The sequence below is a fragment of the Bacillus sp. FSL K6-2971 genome (genome assembly GCF_038006405.1).
GTDB classification, from domain to species: Bacteria; Bacillota; Bacilli; order Bacillales; family Bacillaceae; genus Bacillus; species Bacillus pumilus.
In genome coordinates, this window is sequence record NZ_JBBOVD010000001.1 from 3,592,875 (window position 1) to 3,612,430 (window position 19,556).

The 19,556-nt window shown below is 43.6% G+C and carries 16 protein-coding genes and 1 pseudogene; 5 read left to right on the top strand and 12 right to left on the bottom strand.

Annotation, left to right across the window (positions count from 1 at the left end; genetic code table 11):
- Nucleotides 1-230: 230 nt before the first annotated feature.
- On the top strand, nt 231-1,001 hold the full coding sequence (locus MHI33_RS19160; RefSeq protein ID WP_044140062.1) for a WecB/TagA/CpsF family glycosyltransferase: 771 nt from the start codon (nt 231-233) through the stop codon (nt 999-1,001).
- Between the two features lie 11 nt (nt 1,002-1,012).
- Nucleotides 1,013-2,200, top strand: coding sequence for a CDP-glycerol glycerophosphotransferase family protein (locus MHI33_RS19165; RefSeq protein WP_265208859.1), 1,188 nt, complete (start codon nt 1,013-1,015; stop codon nt 2,198-2,200).
- A 17-nt stretch (nt 2,201-2,217) separates the two neighbouring features.
- On the opposite strand, the gene MHI33_RS19170 is transcribed toward MHI33_RS19165, so the two are convergent.
- From MHI33_RS19170 to MHI33_RS19225, 12 genes and pseudogenes are all read right to left on the bottom strand, one after another.
- Nucleotides 2,218-4,848 (bottom strand): glucosaminidase domain-containing protein, encoded by a 2,631-nt coding sequence (locus MHI33_RS19170; protein WP_265208860.1) that lies wholly within the window; start codon nt 4,846-4,848, stop codon nt 2,218-2,220.
- Nucleotides 4,849-4,972: 124 nt separating this feature from the next.
- The gene (gene manA / locus MHI33_RS19175) at nt 4,973-5,923 is read right to left on the bottom strand and encodes a mannose-6-phosphate isomerase, class I (protein WP_126741290.1); all 951 of its coding nucleotides are present in this window, start codon (nt 5,921-5,923) and stop codon (nt 4,973-4,975) included.
- A gap of 146 nt (nt 5,924-6,069) precedes the next feature.
- Nucleotides 6,070-6,891: a carbohydrate ABC transporter permease gene (locus tag MHI33_RS19180; RefSeq protein ID WP_012011467.1), complete on the bottom strand. Its 822-nt coding sequence runs from the start codon at nt 6,889-6,891 to the stop codon at nt 6,070-6,072.
- Nucleotides 6,888-7,853: a carbohydrate ABC transporter permease gene (locus tag MHI33_RS19185; protein WP_065098081.1), complete on the bottom strand. Its 966-nt coding sequence runs from the start codon at nt 7,851-7,853 to the stop codon at nt 6,888-6,890. The genes MHI33_RS19180 and MHI33_RS19185 overlap by 4 nt, the downstream gene beginning before the upstream one ends.
- A 61-nt stretch (nt 7,854-7,914) precedes the next feature.
- Nucleotides 7,915-9,180 (bottom strand): ABC transporter substrate-binding protein, encoded by a 1,266-nt coding sequence (locus MHI33_RS19190; RefSeq protein ID WP_340913195.1) that lies wholly within the window; start codon nt 9,178-9,180, stop codon nt 7,915-7,917.
- Nucleotides 9,181-9,281: 101 nt separating this feature from the next.
- Nucleotides 9,282-10,700 (bottom strand): response regulator, encoded by a 1,419-nt coding sequence (locus MHI33_RS19195; RefSeq protein WP_065097913.1) that lies wholly within the window; start codon nt 10,698-10,700, stop codon nt 9,282-9,284.
- Nucleotides 10,694-12,136 carry a sensor histidine kinase gene (locus MHI33_RS19200; protein ID WP_340913198.1) on the bottom strand — a complete coding sequence of 481 codons (1,443 nt, stop codon included), beginning with the start codon at nt 12,134-12,136 and terminating at the stop codon, nt 10,694-10,696. The genes MHI33_RS19195 and MHI33_RS19200 overlap by 7 nt, the downstream gene beginning before the upstream one ends.
- Complete coding sequence (locus tag MHI33_RS19205; protein ID WP_044140070.1) at nt 12,133-13,134, bottom strand: sugar-binding protein; 1,002 nt, start codon at nt 13,132-13,134, stop codon at nt 12,133-12,135. The genes MHI33_RS19200 and MHI33_RS19205 overlap by 4 nt, the downstream gene beginning before the upstream one ends.
- Nucleotides 13,135-13,201: 67 nt before the next feature.
- Nucleotides 13,202-13,342: pseudogene (locus MHI33_RS19210) on the bottom strand (GNAT family N-acetyltransferase); the annotation flags it as partial.
- Between the two features lie 89 nt (nt 13,343-13,431).
- Nucleotides 13,432-14,031 (bottom strand): bifunctional 4-hydroxy-2-oxoglutarate aldolase/2-dehydro-3-deoxy-phosphogluconate aldolase, encoded by a 600-nt coding sequence (locus MHI33_RS19215; RefSeq protein WP_065097911.1) that lies wholly within the window; start codon nt 14,029-14,031, stop codon nt 13,432-13,434.
- Nucleotides 14,003-15,019: a sugar kinase gene (locus MHI33_RS19220; RefSeq protein WP_065097910.1), complete on the bottom strand. Its 1,017-nt coding sequence runs from the start codon at nt 15,017-15,019 to the stop codon at nt 14,003-14,005. The genes MHI33_RS19215 and MHI33_RS19220 overlap by 29 nt, the downstream gene beginning before the upstream one ends.
- Nucleotides 15,020-15,105: 86 nt before the next feature.
- Nucleotides 15,106-16,116 (bottom strand): LacI family DNA-binding transcriptional regulator, encoded by a 1,011-nt coding sequence (locus MHI33_RS19225; protein ID WP_065097909.1) that lies wholly within the window; start codon nt 16,114-16,116, stop codon nt 15,106-15,108.
- Nucleotides 16,117-16,378: 262 nt separating this feature from the next.
- Here MHI33_RS19225 and kduI point away from each other — a divergent pair, with 262 nt between their 5' ends.
- The 3 genes from kduI (at nt 16,379) to MHI33_RS19240 (ending at nt 19,556) form a co-directional block, all read left to right on the top strand.
- Nucleotides 16,379-17,206 carry a 5-dehydro-4-deoxy-D-glucuronate isomerase gene (gene kduI / locus MHI33_RS19230; RefSeq protein ID WP_044140076.1) on the top strand — a complete coding sequence of 276 codons (828 nt, stop codon included), beginning with the start codon at nt 16,379-16,381 and terminating at the stop codon, nt 17,204-17,206.
- A 4-nt stretch (nt 17,207-17,210) separates the two neighbouring features.
- A complete protein-coding gene (kduD, locus tag MHI33_RS19235; RefSeq protein WP_065097908.1) occupies nt 17,211-17,984 on the top strand; it encodes a 2-dehydro-3-deoxy-D-gluconate 5-dehydrogenase KduD in 774 nt (257 codons plus the stop codon).
- Nucleotides 17,985-18,089: 105 nt separating this feature from the next.
- On the top strand, nt 18,090-19,556 hold the full coding sequence (locus MHI33_RS19240) for a spore germination protein (RefSeq protein WP_065097907.1): 1,467 nt from the start codon (nt 18,090-18,092) through the stop codon (nt 19,554-19,556).

The following is a 19,556-nucleotide window of genomic DNA, read 5'->3' on the forward strand; positions in this document are numbered from 1 at the left end:
ATGTAAAGACAAACTATTTCCAATTTATTGGGCGCAGAAGGAAAAGTCCGAAGAATCAATGTTTCTCGCATCAGCCTCATTATGAATTGATGAAAATGTCATGAAATTTAAAGGTTTGTAAAGTTATTGTTAATATTTCATGGAGCATCTGTGATAAAATGATGTGTAGACGAAGAATGAATTTACAATGAACGTTCATAGATAACAAGATGAAAAAGGAGGTCTAAACAATGCAAACAGAAGTGGTCTCTAACCTTTCTTATGTAAACGGCGACCTAGATGAATTTATTAGCTATATGAATCACCATCATATTTCTCAAAGAAGAGGCGCCATGATTGCGACTGTCAATCCAGAGATTGGCTATGCTGTTATGAAGGATCATGCGTACCATCAAGTTGTCTCTTCTGCGGATTATGTGCTGCCGGATGGTGTAGGCGTCGTCTTAATGTCACGTTTAACACAAAGTCCGCTGAAGTCAAGAATTGCTGGCTTTGATGTCTTCATGTCTATGCTTGATCTAGCAAACAAGCAGTCTAAAAGTATCTTTTTATATGGGGCAAAAAAAGAAGTGCTTGAGGCTGTTAAACAGCGAATTGATACGGAATATCCAAATGTGGTCATTGCAGGCAGCTGTGACGGTTATCAAGCCGATAAACGTTTCGTAGCAAAGCAAATCGCTCGCTCGAAAGCAGATATGGTGTTCGTTGCTTTAGGTTATCCAAATCAGGAGAACTTTATTTATGAATACCGTCATTTATTCCCGCAGGCTGTTTGCATCGGTTTAGGCGGAAGCTTTGATGTATTTAGCGGAACGGTGAAGCGTGCACCACGCTGGATGATTAAAACAAATACAGAATGGCTGTACAGACTTGTTGTGAATCCATGGAGATGGAAACGAATGCTGAATATTCCTAAATACGCTTTTGCCGTATTGAAAGAAAACAAAGGGAAAAAACGTTACTATCCTGAGCAAGTAAAGGATCAGACGAAGCAGCTGTGAGAGACTGACCAATGATAAATATACGCTCAATGATCATTTTATGCTATGCAGCTTTCGTTTCTTTCATAGGATGGCTGATGAGCGGCGTCAAACCACGGGAAAACCAGGTGACGCTGCTTGTTTCATTTCAAGAGAATGCAGCTGCTCTTATTGATACTTATCAACAACAGGCGAACATGACGATGAAGCTTACTGTCCTCTATACGAAGCATGCTTCTGCGATAGAAAAGGACGAGTCTCATCTGTCATTTCGCTATTTTCATGAAAAAAATCCTCTCCATCTCATTCAATGTATTTATACGATGTTTAAAAGCAAGGTTGTCGTGACAGATAATTACTTTCTCATGACAACTGTACTCAGAAAACGTCCTTCTACCACCTGTATTCAAGTATGGCATGCTAATGGGGCGTTGAAAAAATTCGGTCTTGAAGATGCTTCAAATTCGGAACGAAGTCCTCGTGACATCAAACGGTTCAAACGAGTCTATACGTCTTTCGATTATATCGTTACAGGCTCAGATCATATGCGCGAGATTTTTAAGTCTTCATTTGGAGTCAATGATGAACGTTTTTTACCAACTGGGGTCCCGATGACGGATGTGTACTATGATCAGCGCCAGTCTTCCTTGAAGCCAAACGAATTTCCTAAAGGGAAAAAGATCCTGCTTTATGCACCGACCTATCGAGACTTTGCAATGGACGGTCTTGTCCTTCCTTTTTCAAAGGAGCAATTACAAACAGAGCTAAACGGAGATTATATTCTGCTCGTCAAGCTTCATCCTGCGGTCAAACATTTAGCGAAGGCGGAAACAGACGATGAATGGATATTTGATGTGTCCGATCAGCCGCTTTATCCATTGCTTTGTGCATGCGATGTCCTGATCACAGATTACTCGTCGATCGTGTTTGAATATGCGCTGCTTGAAAAGCCTGTTTTGTTCTTCACCTATGACTTAGACACTTATCGAGAGAAACGCGGCTTAGTCGATCGGTATGAGGACATCATTCCTGGGAAGGCTTGCATCACTCAAGACATGCTCTTGAAGGAGCTGCTTCATCTAAATGAATCAGATCAACTAAAACGAATCAAAACCTTCGCCGAGGAATGGAATCAATATTCAAAGGGAAGGTCTAGTGAGCAACTCTTATCCTATATTGAACAGCAGCTCTTACACAAAAAACGTCCGGCTTCTCATTAGGAAGCACGGACGTTTTTTTATTTGTTATAAACCGGGATATCATAATACAGCGTATAGTTATCAAGTAAGTTATACAAGCTATACATACGAGTGACTTGCTTATATGCCCAGCCAATATCTGTTGCATATTGATGAGTCGCTGCACTAGACCAGCGCATTTTATAAATCGTATCTTGTTTGTATGTGGCGTGATTGATATAGCTGTTGCCAATGAATTTTGCCCCGCCAATAATGGCTGCTTCTGGCGTAAACCATTGCTGTTCATACGCATATTTTGCACCGAGGTAATTCGGATTGCTGTCGTATGCGCCAATGCCATACATATTATATACTTTCTTTCCATTAAACATCGTACCATTCGCTAAAATGGAACCTCCGTTACCTGTTTCAAGCAACGCGTGAGAAATGAGATAAATTTCGTTGATATGATACGTTTTCGCTGCCGTAATAAAGGCTTGTCCTTTACCTGCAAGAATCCCTTTGCCTGCTAGAATCTTTGAATTCACTTCTGCCGGATTGAGATTCGCAGCTTCAGAGAGTTTCAGAAATTGAAAATAAGATTGAGTGCCCTCCGCAATATTGGCTGGGTCTACATATTTTTGCACCTCTGCTGCACTTGCATTTCTCCAGCCAAGGCTGATCTTGATCCAGTTTCCTTCTTTCCCAAGCTGTTTCACTTTTGCTCCTTTATTCAGCTGTGCCACGATGTTGCTTGCAGAGCTCGAATCAGGTGTCGAACGAACATTTAAGCCGTCCGTATTCACAGTTGACGTCGCCGTGTCGACATATGGTGCATATACATAGGCTGCGCCATCGGTCTGTGGTGACACCTTCATTTGCTTGTTCACCATCTCATTGACAGTGAGGTTGTAGTTCGTTTGCATGACCATTGGGCCATTTTTGATTTTTACAGCTGTAGCTGTCCAGCCATATTGACTTTTCACAAAAGCAATCGCTGCATTTACAGTTGGTAATCCTGTGAATTGCTGCGTAATGTTGATTTTGTAGGTTGGCTTCGTTGTTGTTTGATAAGCAGCTGGTTCATTCCGTTTTTTGAAAAATGCCATGCCTTGATCGCGCAATGCGGCTGTTGAGATGGCACCGGTTTTGATCTGATATTGAGCATAATCAGCTGCGCCTGTTTTTTGAGCAGCTGCTTTCATTTTTTGTTTCGTTAAATAGCTTAGCGCTTGATTCAGTTTTGTCTGATTCACCGTCGGCTCTGTCGTGATCCGGTATTGTTTAACCGCTTCTGTCAGCGTTTTTGTACTGCTGGCAACGCCATTTTTCTTGATAATTTCTTGAGCCTGCTTGACTTTACTTTGCTCATATACAGGTGTTGTCTTGAGACTATACGTTTTGCTGACAGCTTGTCCCTTACTTGTTGTGATGCTGCTTGTCACCTTCTGCGTTTTTAAATATGCGGCACCTTTATTTATTTTCGCTTGGTCCGCTGATTGATTGACGACAAGTCGATACGTGCTGTCAGATGCTTTACCTGTTTTTTTCGTTGTCGCTGATACCTTTTTCTTTTGGAAGAAAGCTGCTGCTTTTTTCGCTTGATCATCTCCCAATAGGTTTCCAGTCACTACTTGATATGGCTGTGTAGAAGAGATCTTTTTTGATGTGTAGCGCCATTTCTTTTTCTTGAAAAAGGCCACCGTTTTTCCGTATGCTGTATCGTTCAGTTGATTGAGCTTCACGATATAATTTTTTGTTTTTCCCACTCGCTGCACAGTCCCTGTAGCGCCGGTTTGTTTCTTAATCTGGGCCGCAGCTGAGGATGCTTGTTTGTTGTCTTTGAAATAGCCTGATTCCAAGCGATACACATTTTTTAAAGCGCCTGTCTTTTGAATCTTCCCGCTGATCTTTGCTTCTCTTTGGAGCTGGGTAAGAAGCGTCTGTGCTTTTGACTGGCTCACTTGTGCAGCTGATGTGACGATGTAATATGGCTTGCCTGCTGTCACCGTTTGAAGCACCGCTTTTAAACCAGACTCCTTTTGAAAGCCTTGTAGGATCGTATTCGCTTTACTTTGTCCAACGATACCGCCTGAAATCAACTGATACACAGTGCCAGCTTTGTTTTCAGTTTGGTATGTACTGGTGACACCGGCCTGCTTTTGTAATTCGGTTTGAATACTTTTGACTTTCGTTTCAGAATCAATGGTTCCTGAAATGACCTGATAAGAAGGTCTGCTTTGATTGATGACTTCATAGGTGCTATTAAGTCCTGATGTTTTCGTTAGCTCGAGCGAGAGCTTTTTCGCCTGAGCTTGATCATTGACGGGGTCAGATACGACCTTTTGTAAAGGAAGACGGTCACCTACTGGCGACACTGTACCGCTCATGCCCGTCTCTTTTTTTAATGCAGCTGCACTTGCACTCGCTGCTGCTTGTGACTCATATCCTGAGGCAGTGAGCTGAAAGGTCGACGTGTTTCCTGAGGTTTGATAAGTGGCTGTCCACTTTTTGTCCTTCTTCAATGTTTCCACTGCTTTTTTTACTTCTGATTCTGTTGTAAATACCTTTGAGGTGTTCATCGTATAAATGGATTGATCGACATAGGAGGCTGCTTGCACTTCTTTGCCCGTCTGTATTGTCATACCAAAGGCAGCTGCGAGTAACATAATCTTGATGGTTTTTTTCACGTTCACTGTCCCTCTCTTACTTTGCATAATAGTCTACTAATCTCTTTATCGACAAAAACAAGTACTCTTTCAAGTCATTTATGCAATAGAAAAATAGAGGACCCCGTCGAAGTCCTCTTTTCCTTTATATATGCGATACAATCAGCTCACAAGTTCCTTCAATTGAGAAGCTCCCTGTTTCAGCTGGCAGGATAAAATGAGCCCCTTTAGGCAGTGGATATGTATGTCCATCATGCGTTAGAGCCCCTTCCCCGCTAATTACACTGCACAGCAAAAACGGATAATCTTGTGAAAGCTCTACTGCTTGATCAATTTCCCATTTATACACAGAGAAATACTCTGCTTCAACAAAAGTTCGAATGGTCAGCCCACGGCGTGTTTCAACTGATTCATCTGCATAACCATCTACATGGGGAACCGTTGTGACATCAATGGCTTGCGCAAAATGAAGTTCACGTTCATTGCCATTCTGATCTTTTCGTTCATAATCATATACTCGATAGGTTGTATCTGAGCTTTGCTGCGTTTCGAGGACAAGCGTTCCTTCGCACAGCGCATGAATGGTACCGCTTGGCACATAATAAAAATCACCAGGCGTAATCTTCACACGACGCAAAAGACCTTCCCAATCTCCACTGTTCATCATGGTCACAAGCTCAGTTCTTGTTCTTGCATTGTGCCCATAGATCATTTCTGCTCCTTCTTTGCAGTCAATGATATACCAGCATTCTGTTTTTCCAAGCTCGCCATTTTCATGTCTTTCCGCATAATCATCATCTGGATGAACTTGAACGGACAAGTCTTGGTTTGCATCTAAAATTTTGGTTAACAGCGGGAATCGATCGCCTTTTATTCCCCCGAACAATTCTCTGTGATTGTCCCATAGTTCGATCAGCGTTTTCCCTTTATATGGACCGTCTTGCACGACACTTGGTCCGTTTGGATGAGCAGAAATTGCCCAGCATTCTCCCGTTTGATCAGAAGGAATATCATAGCCAAATTGATCTCTTAAGGCTGTACCTCCCCATATTCTCTCCTTCAATTCAGGCAGTAAAAAAATTGGTGACTGCTTCATTCAGGATGACTCCTCCCTTTGCTACCCTTTGATAATCCTTGCCAAGCTTGATGAAAACTAGCAAGTCTCAACTTTTATTATGACGCTATCTAAAGAGAAGTCAATCCTTTCAGTACACCAAATGAAAACGATAACACAAAAATATTTCATCCTTTGACAGAGCCTGCGAGAAGCCCTTTGACAAAGTATTTTCCGAGCAGAATATAAACCAAAAGTGTCGGCAGTGCGGCCAATATCGCCCCTGCCATTTGGACGTTCCATTGCACAATTTGACTGCCAGATAGATTTTGCAAGGCAACCATCACTGGCTGATGCTCTGCAGTGGTCATCGTGACTGCAAATAAGAACTCATTCCATACATTTGTGAACTGCCAAATCGCGACCACAACAAATCCTGTGATCGAAAGCGGAAGAATCATATGTCTGAAAATCCCGATAAATCCTGCACCGTCCATTTTTGCCGATTCAATCATTTCATCAGGAATGCTCACATAGAAGTTTCGAAACATGAGCGTTGTGATTGGGAGTCCATATACGACATGGACAAGCACCAAACCTGGAATCGAATTATACAATCCGACTTCGCGTAAAAATTGAATGAGTGGAATGAGGATACTTTGATATGGAATAAACATTCCAAACAGCATCAGTGTAAAGACCACTTCTGACCCTTTGAAACGCCATTTTGATAGGACATAGCCATTCATCGCCCCTAAGACAGCTGACAATAAGGTAGCCGGAATGACTAGATAAAGAGAATTCATTAAATTGGGTGCTAGCTTTTCAAATGCGATTTGATAGCTTGAAAAATCGAGTGTTGACGGCAGCGCCCACATTTTCTCAAGGGTCACTTCACTTAATGGCTTCAAGCTTGTGACGAGCATGACATAGACTGGCATCAGAAAAAAGAGACTGCACAAAATCAATAAAGCATAAAGGACTGGACGGACAAACCATCTAGCTGTCATGATGACGCCCCCTTTCGGCTCGACAGGAGATATGGCACGATAAAGACCGCAACAGAGATCAGCATAACAATCGCGATGGCGGCACCACCTGCATAATGGTTTCCTCTAAAGGTCATTTCAAACATGTAAACACCCGGAACATCTGTGACAAAGTTTGCACCCGGTCCTGTCATCGAGTAAATCAAATCGAAAATCTTTAATGAAATATGAGCCATGATGATAATGACACTTGCAGTAATCGGTTTTAATAGAGGAAAAATAATCTTCCGGTAAATCTGCCACTCGGTTGCGCCATCCATTCTAGCAGCCTCTCTTACTTCCTCTGGAATGCCTCTCAAACCAGCCAAATACATCGCTAGAGAAAATCCAGTCATCTGCCAAACAGCTGCAATCACGACGGCAATCATTGCCGCAGGGATACCAAACTCAATTTTCCCCCAGACAAATCCGGCTAAAATGTTCGTATCCGTGTACCACTTAGGCTGGATACCAAGCGTCTTTAAAAATAGATTCACCCCAGTGGACGGGTTTAAAATCCATTGCCAGACGACCCCTGTCACAACGAAGGAAAGGGCCATTGGAAAGAAAAATAAATTCCGAAATAGAGATTCACCCTTGATCTTCTGATCTAGTAAAATCGCAAGTGCGAGCCCAGAGGCAATAACGGCTCCAATAAAGAATAGAGTAAAAAAGACCGTGTTCCGAAGATCAGACTGAAAGCGGAAATCTTGAAACAGCATCATATAGTTTTGAAGCCCTGCGAAAGAGAAATCAGGAACAAGCGAGGTCCAATTTGATAATGACACATACCCTGTCCAGCCAATAAAGCCGTAAACAAAGATGAATAACAACACAGCCGACGGGGCTAAAAATAGAAGCGCAAGCAGCTGATCCCCACTCCATTTTTTCTGAACACGTTTGACTTTAGGTGTTGCTGCTTTTGTGATCGGCGATGTATCCATACGCATGAAGCTACACTCCTTTTTAAAAAAGAGGCGGTGCTTAGTCGCCGCCTCCTCGTCTTTATTTCATTGAATCTTTTAAAGATGAAACAAACTGGCTGCTATCTTTTTGTGTGACGAAGATATTGACGGCTTGATTCGCTTTTGTCACAAACCCTTCTTCAGCAGCTGAACCATGCGCGAGAGACGGCGCCAGCTTTGATTCTTTAAATGCCTTCATCGCCGATTTTCCGTATTCATCATATTTAGAAACATCTGCATCCACACGTGCCGGAATCGATCCCTTCAGCGGATTAAATGCATCCTGTCCTTCCACAGATCCTAAGACAGATAAGAATTTCTTCACGTTTTCTGGCTGTTTCACGCCCTTTGGCAGTCCAAATGTATCGGTGATCACCATAAAGCTTCCCTCTGTTTCAGGAGTCGCCACGTATCCAAAGTCTTCATTCACCTTCAGATCCAGATCATTCACAAAGTACCCCTTCGCCCAGTCGCCCATGACATTCATTGCAGCTTCCCCTTTTGCTACGAGCTGCGAGGCATCCTGCCAGTTACGTGAGCTGTGGTCATCATTGACATATTCAAGCATACGTCCAAAGATGTCTGCCGCTTCCTTCACTTTTGCGTCATCCATTTTCATGTCGCCAGCCCAAAGTTTTTGATATCCATCAGCGCCTAAAACGCCGAGCAGCACACTCTCAAACAAATGCGTCGCTGCCCAAGGCTCTTTATCACCAAGTGCAAGCGGTGTAATGCCTTTTTTCTTTAATGCATCTGCTGTTTTGAAAAATTCATCAAAGGTCGTTGGCGGCTCTAAGCCTGCATCATCAAATACCTTCTTGTTATACCAAAGCACATTGCCCCTATGAATATTCACTGGTACTGAATAGATTTTCCCATCTTTGCTGACAAGGTCAATGAGTGATTCCGGAAATTTGTCCTTCCAGCCTTCTTTTTCATATAGATCGTCCAGCGGCTCCATTTTGCCTGCTGCGACCCAACTCTCATTCAGCTCCGCTCCGCCATGTACTTGGAATGTAGCTGGCGGGTCATTTCCTTGCATCCGGCTAGTCAGAACAGCCTTTGCATTTGTACCAGCACCACCTGCGACGGCTGCATTTTCAATTGGGATATCTTTATTTTTCTCTTCAAACAATTGAATAAGTGCTTTCAGTCCGTCCTCTTCACCTGCTCCAGTCCACCAAGAAAAAATATCGAGCTTCTCTGCTCCGCCCTCTTTTTTCGCACCTGAGCTCGTCGATGAACTACAGGCAGTGACGGTAAGCATACAAAGCACTAACAGCGTAAAGCCTAATTTAACCTTCATGATTGATCCCCCATCCCTATTTTGTAAGCGTTATCATAATAAGTATAATGGCAGATCCTTGCTTTTTTTAGGCAAACTTCTTCACTTTTTTATGAAATTCTTCATTTTTTTACGGTCTGTTTTCGATATTCCTTCGGTGAACAACCCACCATCTTCTTAAACACACGGCTGACGTAATTGGGGTCTGTATATCCTGCCTGATAAGTAATTTCTTTTAAACTAAGCGAGCTGTCTTTGAGAAGCTGTTTGATTTTATCCAGCCGGCAGGTGGTCACATACTCTTTAAATGTCAGCCCTGTCTCGTCTTTAAACCGTTTTGTGAAATAGGTTGGACTTAAATCAACATAGGCGGCAGTCTGCTCCAGCGTGATCTGTTCACAAAAATGCGTTTTGATGTATCGCTTTGCCCGCTCGATATCATTCACAGTCTGGTTTCTTGCTTCGTACACGTCAAATAAATATTCACAGCACTGACGGCATTCAACTGCGGTGCTGATCGTTAATATTGGCCAGTCTGTTCGTAGCCGTGATTTAAATAAAATCAGCAGCTCTTTTAGTTGTGAAAGGGTCGCCCCCTCTAGCTCAAAGGCATCGAATAAAGCGAGCGCATCCTCTCTTCTCCCTTCTTCCATTGCCTGCATCATATCGTCTGCAAGCTCCGGCAGATGGATCAATGGATGAGACTGTTCTTCTGTTTGGTAAAAACCATAACGAACAACGCCGGGGCTCTTTTTTCGCTGATAATAGGCAAGCTTCGCCTCTGCTGCACTTTTCTGAAGATAAAGCGGATTTGAGACCGGGTGTCCTATGCCAACGACAGGTAAAGGCTGATCGTTTGTGGTGGCAGTTCGAATCGCCTGTAGGACATCTGCCTTTAAATGACCAGGCGCTTGGTGACGATAAATGAGACATGTAAACAACTCACCACTCACCTGAATCGGTACCGTATGAAAAAGGGGAGATGTCTGTAAATCCATCAACAGCTGATCCCCGATTGTCCGCTGCACAGCGATGACAAGACCTGCTTCGAATTCATGAAACAGTTGTTGAAACTCCGTAGAGGTATAGGATTGACCGTTTATGACATGAGCTTCAAGCCACTTTGACTGCTGCCCGGCCGCCACCGCCTGCCGCTGAGACGCCTCCTGCTGAATCTCTGCCGCAACCGTTCGAATGGCGGTGATGGTTTCATCTTTGTCAGCCGGTTTGACGAGATATTGCTTCACCCCTTCTTGCATCGCTTGCTTGGCATAATCGAACGTATCGTAGGCTGTCAGCATAATAAATTTTGTATGAGGACTGATCGCTTTGATTTGCTTGATCGCTATGAGTCCATCCATTCCAGGCATCTGAATATCCATGAGCACAAGATGAACGGGCTCAGTCCGCACGAATTCAACCGCCTTTTTTCCATTTTCAGCTTCTCCTGCGATATGACACTCTGGAAGCCAATCCGTCATGAACTTCCGCATCGCTAGTCGTTCTATTTTTTCATCATCCACAATCAGCACGTTCAGCATGCAGGTCCCTCCTTCATCGGAATAGCCAATTGAATGGTGGTGCCTTCGTTTGGCTTTGAGTCAATTTGAAGGGCATCTTTTACCCCGTAAAACAAATGCAGCCTTGACATCACATTTCGAAGACCGATCCCTGTCGAGTGCCCTTTACTCAAGATGTTTGGATCTTCCTCTTCTTTTTCTGATAGCAATCTCCTTTTCTCTTGTTCATTGATTCCCATCCCATTGTCCCGAATCCGAATCATCACATAGCCGCCTTCTTGATAGATCGAGAGCTCGACAAGCCCGCCTTCCTCCTTCGGTTCAACGCCATGAATAAAGGCATTTTCAACAAGCGGCTGTAAGGTGAGACTTGGGATATGTACAGATAAACACGATTCATCTATGGTCGTTTTGCATGTGATACGATCGGCAAATCTTGTTTCTTGTATATGAAAATATTCTTTGACCACTTTTACTTCTTGTTCGAGCGTAACGGATGCACTGAGAGCTGACAGCGAATAACGCATGAGAGTGGAAACGGATTGGATCAACCTCGATGTTGCATCCGCTGATTCTAAGTAAGCCATGCGCGAGACGATGTTTAATGTATTAAATAAAAAATGTGGGTTCATTTGGTTTTGCAGCGTTTTCAGCTTCATGTCTTTGATTTTTTGATCTAAGGCTGCCTTTTGTTTCATCTCTTCAATCATCATTTTCATCTCTTGACGCATTCGCTGAAAAGCCTCATTTAATACAGAAATTTCATCCTTTGAGGTGACATGCAAGTCCGCTCCATCAAAGTTCCCTTCGGATACTTCCTTTACGCTTCGAGAGAGATGGACGATCGGTCTTGATATCCCGCCAGCAATCATATACGCCATCCATAAGGCGACCCCAATGGACAGCGTAAACAAACATAAGGTAAAGAGCGTATAGGTTTGGTGTCTTTTTTGCAGAGATTGATAAAGTACTTGATACTCAGACAATTCATCATCAAGCAGGGTCATCGTTTGCTCTTGTATGTAGGAGGAGACGGTTCTTACTTCCTTCACACTTGCTGCATATTCTTTGATTTTCCCTTCTTTTACATATGTCATGGTCGCATCACTTTCATTGATGAGCGTCCGCATCATATATTGATATTTTTCAATAGAAGGAATTGCCGCATGAAGCCCGGCATCTTTTCGCAATGCCTGGTCGTAGGATTTCATTATTTGTTTTGAAGCTAGATATTCTTTGGCAAACTGCTGATCCTTTTCAATCGCATACGCATTGACCTTTTCATACATCGTTTTTGCCTCTGTCGATATATCATTAAGCAGGAGAAAAGAACGAAAGCTTCTGCTATATTCTGATGTGATATTCGAGCTGCTCCAATAGACGAAAAAAGCGGCCACGTTACCAACAAACACAAGGATTAAAAATGCCAGTAGCAACTTACTTCGAATCCTTCTCACGGCTGGACCCCCTGCCTTCTGTCTGTTTGCTGCAGCGGCAGATCCTCGCGCCGAATCACACTCGTTCCTGTGTACTGAAGCGGTTCTTCTTTTTCACCTTTCTGCAAACGCACAAGCGATTCCACTGCTTGGTAGCCCATTTCATAAGGGTGCTGAACAACGACTGCATCAATCTCTCCATCATCGAGCGCCTGAATCGTATCTGGTAACGTATCAAATGCGAGTACATAGACATCTGTAGACGATTGATATTGCGCTGTTGCTTGAATGATACCTGCACCATCTAATGCACTCGTACCGTAAAATGCAGTGAGCTTCGCATGATCGTTTAATAGTTTATACGCGGCACCGGAGGCCCCTGATTTGGTAATGGCTGATTCTTCTATTCCAGCAATATGAATGCGTTTTTCAACGGCGACGGCGTCTCGAAACCCTTTGACGCGCTGCTTTTGATGAACGGCATCAAGCCTGCCTGTGACAATTCCTACATACTGTTCGCCTTTTGTATCTGCAATGAGTGCCTGTCCTGCGATAAAGCCAGAATAATAATTGTCTGTGCCTACATACACTTGACGCTTGCTCCCCTCTGCATCCGTATCAACGGTGACAACATCAATGCCTTTATCCCTCGCCTTCTGAAAAAGCGGTTTGTATTTCTTCGCATCAAGTCCCTGTGTCATAATGCCATCGACATGCCCTGCGATTGCCATATCAATGGTTTTCAAATGGTCGTCTATATCGGCTTGCTTCGGACCCAAATATTCTAAATACACGCGATGAGCGGCTGCCGCATCAGCAGCTCCCTTTTGTACCAGCTGCCAATATTCATTATCAAGTTCCTCCGGTACAAGGACAAAGTGATATTGATAGGTTGTTGACGCTTTTTCGGAAGCGCTTTCAATTTTAAATAAATCTTGACCTAATGATGTTAAAAAAATGACAGATACGACACAAAAAGTGAGAAAGGCACTCACCCCGATCCACTTTGATACTTTCACCACATCCTCCCCCTTTCAAAAATTGCGCATAAAAAAAGAGCTGCTTATAAGCATACTCTCTCGACCTCTATAATTCCTTTGTCATAAATAAACTGTTTGGATCTTCTTGATATGAACCGAAAGGCGGACAAATATAAAACCCAACACTCTCATATAGTTTTCTTGCTGGCTCGAAAAAAGACATCGCACCTGTCTCTAAGCTGACACGTGAAGAGTCAGCATTCACCTGCTATTATGTCAGCTAAACGAACAAACAACCGGCATTCATCTGCCAGTTGTTCATTTGATAGTGCCTATTTATGAAGAAAGAACTGCTTGTAATTCTTCTGCCGTACTGCTTTCCAGCTGACTTCCGACCCCTACTGCCACTGCACCTGCTTTCAGCCATTTTGGCACATCGGCTGGATGAATACCCCCCGTTGGAATAAATTCAATGTCTGGAAATGGGCCTTGTAAGTTTTTCATATAGGATAAACCGAAGGAGCCGCTTGGAAAAAGTTTGAGCAAGCAGTATCCAGCTGCTTTTGCATGCATGATTTCACTTGGGGTGAGGACACCTGGTACATAGAGTGTGTCGTGAAATGAGAGATGCTCTCCAATGACAGGGAGATACCCTGGACTAACAATAAATTGCGAGCCTGCGTCAATGGCTGACTGCGCCTGCTGAAGGGTGGTGATTGTGCCTGCTCCTACAATCAGATCTTGCTCATGCTGAAAGGATGCGATGATGTGTTCAGCATTGGGCGTGGTATACGTCACTTCAATGGCACGAACGCCTTTTTTCTTTAAACGCTCAATGATCTCAATGCCTTCTGCTTCGCTCTCCGCTCTCACCACTGCGATCAGCTTACAAGCCACGAGACGTTCTTTAACGCTCAAACTTGCTGACTTTCCCATATCCTTCATCCTCCTTCATATATTCCCGTCTGTGATATCGCTTGGCTTCTTTCATAAAGGCCTGAAGCTCTTCCCGAGTAGGCAGGCCGTCCTTATCGCCTGGAGACATCACCGCAAGAGCCCCTACAGCATTGCCTCTTGTCACAGATTTTTCATATGATAAACCGTCCAGTAACCCGCTGATAACCCCCACGGCAAACCCATCACCGGCACCGACTGTATCCACGACATCTGACACATAAAAGCCGCTCACAATCCCCTGACTGGATGCACTTTTATAAAAAGCACCTTCTGCACCGAGCTTAATGACCACAAGCTTGACGCCTTTTTGCAAATAAACATCTGCAATCTCTTCCGGCTCGTGACAGCCTGTGAGCCTTTGCCCTTCTGCAAGCCCCGGAAAAAACCAATCCACTTGAAAAGCCATCTGATTCACTGTATGGATCATATCTTCCTCCTCTTCCCATAGCTGCAGCCGAAGGTTTGGATCAAATGAAATGGTTTTGCCTGCTTCTTTCATCTTTTGAAGAGCATGAAAAGAAAACGCTCTCATTTCACTGGATAATGCAGGCGGAATACCTGTCATATGGAGATGTCCTGCCTGTTTGAAATAATTCGCGGGAAAGTCGCTTGGACTCATTGTGCTCGCAGCAGAGCCTTTACGATAATACGTGACATCAGGGTCTCCATCTATCACTTTGGATTTAAGTAAAATCCCTGTTTGAGACCCATCATTTGAACGGATCACTGCACTTGTATCGACTCCTTCTTTTTGAAGCTCTTCTAAAATAAATGTGCCAAGTGAATCTGCTCCGACTTTGCTCATCCATCCCACATCAAAACCTAGCCTCGCCAAACCGACTGCTACGTTACTTTCGGCACCAGCAAGCGCCTTTTGAAATGTATGCACTTGATGAAGCTCTCCGGCTTCTTTTGCGTAAAACATCGCCATTGATTCCCCAAATGTGACCGCATCCAATGCTTTCACTCATTTCTCCCCTTTCTCGGTACCGGTTTCAAATTAGTTGAAAAAGAGAGAGCATGCACGTATGTATACTCTTCTCTGTCTGTTGTTTATAAGGATTTTCTTACGATGATTTCTCCATCAAGCTGAATGGTTTGGGGCGCACTTTCATCCCCTTCAAGCCGAGTCTTGATTTTTTGCATGGCGGCTTTCCCCATTTCATGAGATGGCTGGGCAACCGTTGTGATTCCAGGCCCAATCAGCTTATACCATTCTGTATCATCAAAGCCTGCGATGCCTATATCTTCTGGAATCTTTAACCCGAGTTCTACAAGCTCACTGATCAGCTTCAGCATAAGTAATCCATTGGCTGCTAAAATTGCTTTTTTCTGCTGGCTTAATTGGACAAAATGGACAAGCTCTTCTCGCAGTTGTTCCTTTTGTTTCAAATCAATTTCTGCAATGATAGGCTTCTTATGTTTACTCATGGCTGTCTGTTCATATGCTTCTTTTCGTTCTTCACGAGGACTGATCCCATCGACCGGCTCAGTAAAGAAGGCGATGTGTTCATAGCCTCTCTCATACATTTGTTGAAGCAACTGGATCGTGATATCACGGTTATTCGTTGTCACTGTGTCGACTTTTAGTTCAGATAATTTCCGGTCAACAAGAACAATCGGCAAACCGTCTTTCTTAAAATCCTGCAAAATGTCATTGTTCTGGCCGGTCGTATTGATGATGAGCCCTTCAATATAATGCGCATTCAGCTTGAGGAGCATTTCTCGTTCTTTTTCTGGCCGGTTATCTGTGTTGCATACCATGATGCTGTATCCATATTCATCACAAATTTCTTCGACTCCGCGAAGTGTCGCTACAGAGAATGGATTCGTAATGTCGGCTACAATAAACCCAATGACCTTGCTTTTCCTTACTTTCAAACCTTGAGCCAGCTGACTCGGACGATAATGCAGTTCCTCAATGGCTTTTTTGATTTTTTTGACCTTTTCAGTAGAAATTTCATTTGTTCTGCCATTGATATATCTGGATACAGTTGATTTTGAAACACCTGCATAAGCGGCTACTTCGTTGATGGTCACTTTCGTTTGCTTTTTCTCTTTCATTCAAAAAACTCCCACAATCAATGTCTTCTCATTTGTTTCGAAACCGATTTCAAATAACTTAAAAAGAGCATATCATAATTTCTTGAATTCCAGAAGATTTTTTTGATTGAAGATGACAAAAAACCATTTAAATAAACAAAAAGAAAGCGATTTCAAAATAACGGTTGACGGCACGCTCTTTTTCCTCTAAAATTTTCCTTGAAACCGATACCAAATAAAATACCCATACTTTGTTTCAGATGGAAAGGGAGGCTTATTTCAAATGGAAAATCGTTATGCTGTACACCCTGAGCAGGTCAAACGTTTTACAACAGAGGAACTTCGTCGTCATTTTCATATTCCTACACTATTCGTCAGCGGTGAATTAAAGCTTTACTATTCACATGAGGACCGCGTGGTGATTGGCGGAGTCATGCCATCTAAAGAGCCGCTCAAATTAGATGCGGGCGACTTTCTACGTACGGAATATTTCCTTGAAAGACGAGAAATCGGCATTGTAAATGTCGGCGGTCAAGGAACAGTCACTGTTGATGGTGAAGCCTTTGTACTGGAACACAAAGATTTCTTATATATTGGGCTTGGACACGAAGATGTACAGTTTGCTAGTTCATCAGGCGAGGGAGCCAAGTTCTATCTTGTATCAGCCACAGCTCATCAAGCGTACCCTACGCAAAAAGCAGCCATCGCTGAATTAACACCGAATCACTTAGGGGAAGCGTCTGCTTCAAACGTACGAAACCTGTATCAAGTCATCCACGCAAACGGTATCCAAAGCTGTCAGCTCATGATGGGAATCACTCAGCTGGAAACCAATAACACGTGGAATACGATGCCCGCTCATATTCATGATCGGCGTATGGAAGTGTACTTATATCTTGATATCGAAGAAGATGCTCGTGTCTTTCATTTTATGGGGGAGCCATCTGAAACAAGACACCTCGTTGTGGCCAATGAGGAAGCGGTCATTTCTCCTGCCTGGTCCATTCATTCAGGCTCGGGTACAGCGAATTATTCATTTATTTGGGCGATGGCGGGCGAGAACTATACGTTTAAAGATATGGACTTTGTCCCAATGGACCAGCTGAGGTAATGTGATGACGACAGCATCCTATGTAGCGTCCCTCTTTTCTCTTGAAGGCAAAACAGCCCTTGTGACAGGTCCTGGAACCGGCATTGGGCAGGGCATTGCTGTGGCGCTTGCCAGGTCAGGCGCAGATATTATCGGCACATACCACCACACACCGCTTGAGGAAACGAAAGTGCTAGTCGAACAGGCGGGCCGCTCGTTTCATGCGGTTCAGGTTGACTTTTCCGACCCTCAAACTGCAAAGCAGGCTGTCGATGCCATGTTACAAAAGCATACGATCGATATTTTAATCAATAATGCTGGCACCATTAAAAGAGAGCAGGCCGCTCATTATTCGGAGGAAGATTGGCATACGGTCATGGATGTGAATATCAATAGTCTCTTTTTCCTCACCCAAAGGGTTGGGCGGCAGATGCTGAAAAATAGGCAAGGGAAAATTGTCAATATCGCCTCCCTTCTATCGTTTCAAGGCGGTGTCTTTGTCCCCGCTTATACAGCAAGTAAACACGCAGTCGCAGGGCTGACGAAGGCTTTTGCAAACGAATGGGCGAACCAGCATATACAAGTGAATGCGATCGCTCCTGGTTACATTGCGACCAATAACACGCAAGCCATTCGGGACGATGAGAATCGAAATGAAGAGATTCTCAAACGAATTCCTGCCGGGCGCTGGGGAAAGCCTGAGGATCTAGCCGGTGCGGCTGTTTTCCTTAGCTCACCAGCCTCTGATTATATGAACGGTCATATTTTAGCGGTTGATGGCGGTTGGCTTGCGAGATAAACAGACGAGAGAATTCCTATTTGCAGGGATTCTCTTTTTTCCATTTGCATAATTCTCCACCATCCGAGTCACTCTATAAAAAACATGACATGAGGGTGAGGTATTATGAAAAGTCGTATTGAACAAGATATAGCGTCCGTCATCAAGCGCGTCAAAAGCTTTGCCGGGAAAAGTGATGATATCGTGTTCCACTCATTTTCATTTGGCCCTTCTGCTATCTCTGCATGTCTCATGTACGTTGAAGGACTCACAGAATTTGAGATGCTTTCCAAACAAATCATTTCACCCATGCAAAAGGAACTGGATATCACCGAGGTTGATTCTAGTACACTTCCAGCCCTGTCTAAAACATTCTTTGGCATCCAAAATGACGTGCTCGAGGATATGAACCTTGCCATCGAGCAGTTATATAACGGCAGGGCTATTTTATTTGTAGATGGCGCGGCTCAAGCACTTGCGCTCCAAACGAACCTTTTTCAATTTAGAGAAGTAGAAGAGCCGCAATCGGAAGTCCTTGTAAGAGGGCCTCGGATCGGCTTTATTGAAAATCTTGAAAAAAATACGGCTTTAATCCGTGAGCGGGCAAATGACCCAAACCTTGTCATTCAAAAGGTGAATGTAGGTACTCGCAATAAAAAGTCCGCAGCCCTTGTGTACGTTCGTGATATTGTTGACCCTAAATTAGTAGAAGATGTTTTATCACGCATGACCGAAATCAAAATGGATGACATCCCTGAAACCGGCTATATTGAACAGCTAATTGAGGACAGCCACATCTCCATTTTCCCGCAGATTCAAAATACAGAACGTCCTGACCGGGTGATTGCATCTGTGCTTGAAGGAAAAGTGTCAATTTTACTCGATGGCACTCCTTTTGCGCTCATTTTACCGATGACCTTTACAGCCTTGATGCAATCACCTGAAGATTATTATCAGAGATGGACTAGCGCGACTCTTTTACGTTTACTCCGTTATATCGCTGTTTTGCTCACGATTTTTTTACCCGGACTTTACATTGCACTTGTCTCTTATCATCCAGGCTTATTACCAACACGAATGGCACTCACCATCGCAGGCAGCCGGCAGAATGTTCCGTTCCCTCCTGTTGTTGAGGCGATTCTTATGTCTTTTACGATAGAGCTGCTGCGGGAGGCTGGACTTCGGCTTCCTAGAGCCATCGGGCAGACAATTGGGCTCATTGGCGGCGTTATCATTGGTCAGGCGGCTGTCCAAGCCAATATCGTCAGTGCCTTAATGGTGATTATTGTGTCGCTGACGGCACTAGCTGACTTTACGGCACCGTCCTATGACTTTAGTTTCCCGCTGCGCATCTTGCGGTTTATGGCTATTTTCAGTTCAGCGATGTTGGGGTTATATGGCTTAATCATGTGTTATTTATTTGTGCTTTGTCACCTGATGCAATTAAAGACCTTTGGTTTTGACTATTTCACACCTGTTTTGTCTTCACCGTTTTCAGATTTAAAAGATACGTACGTACGTTTACCAATTGGGCTATTTAAATCGAGACCGAAAACAGCAAAAATAAAAAATCTCAAAAGACAAGGAGATTAA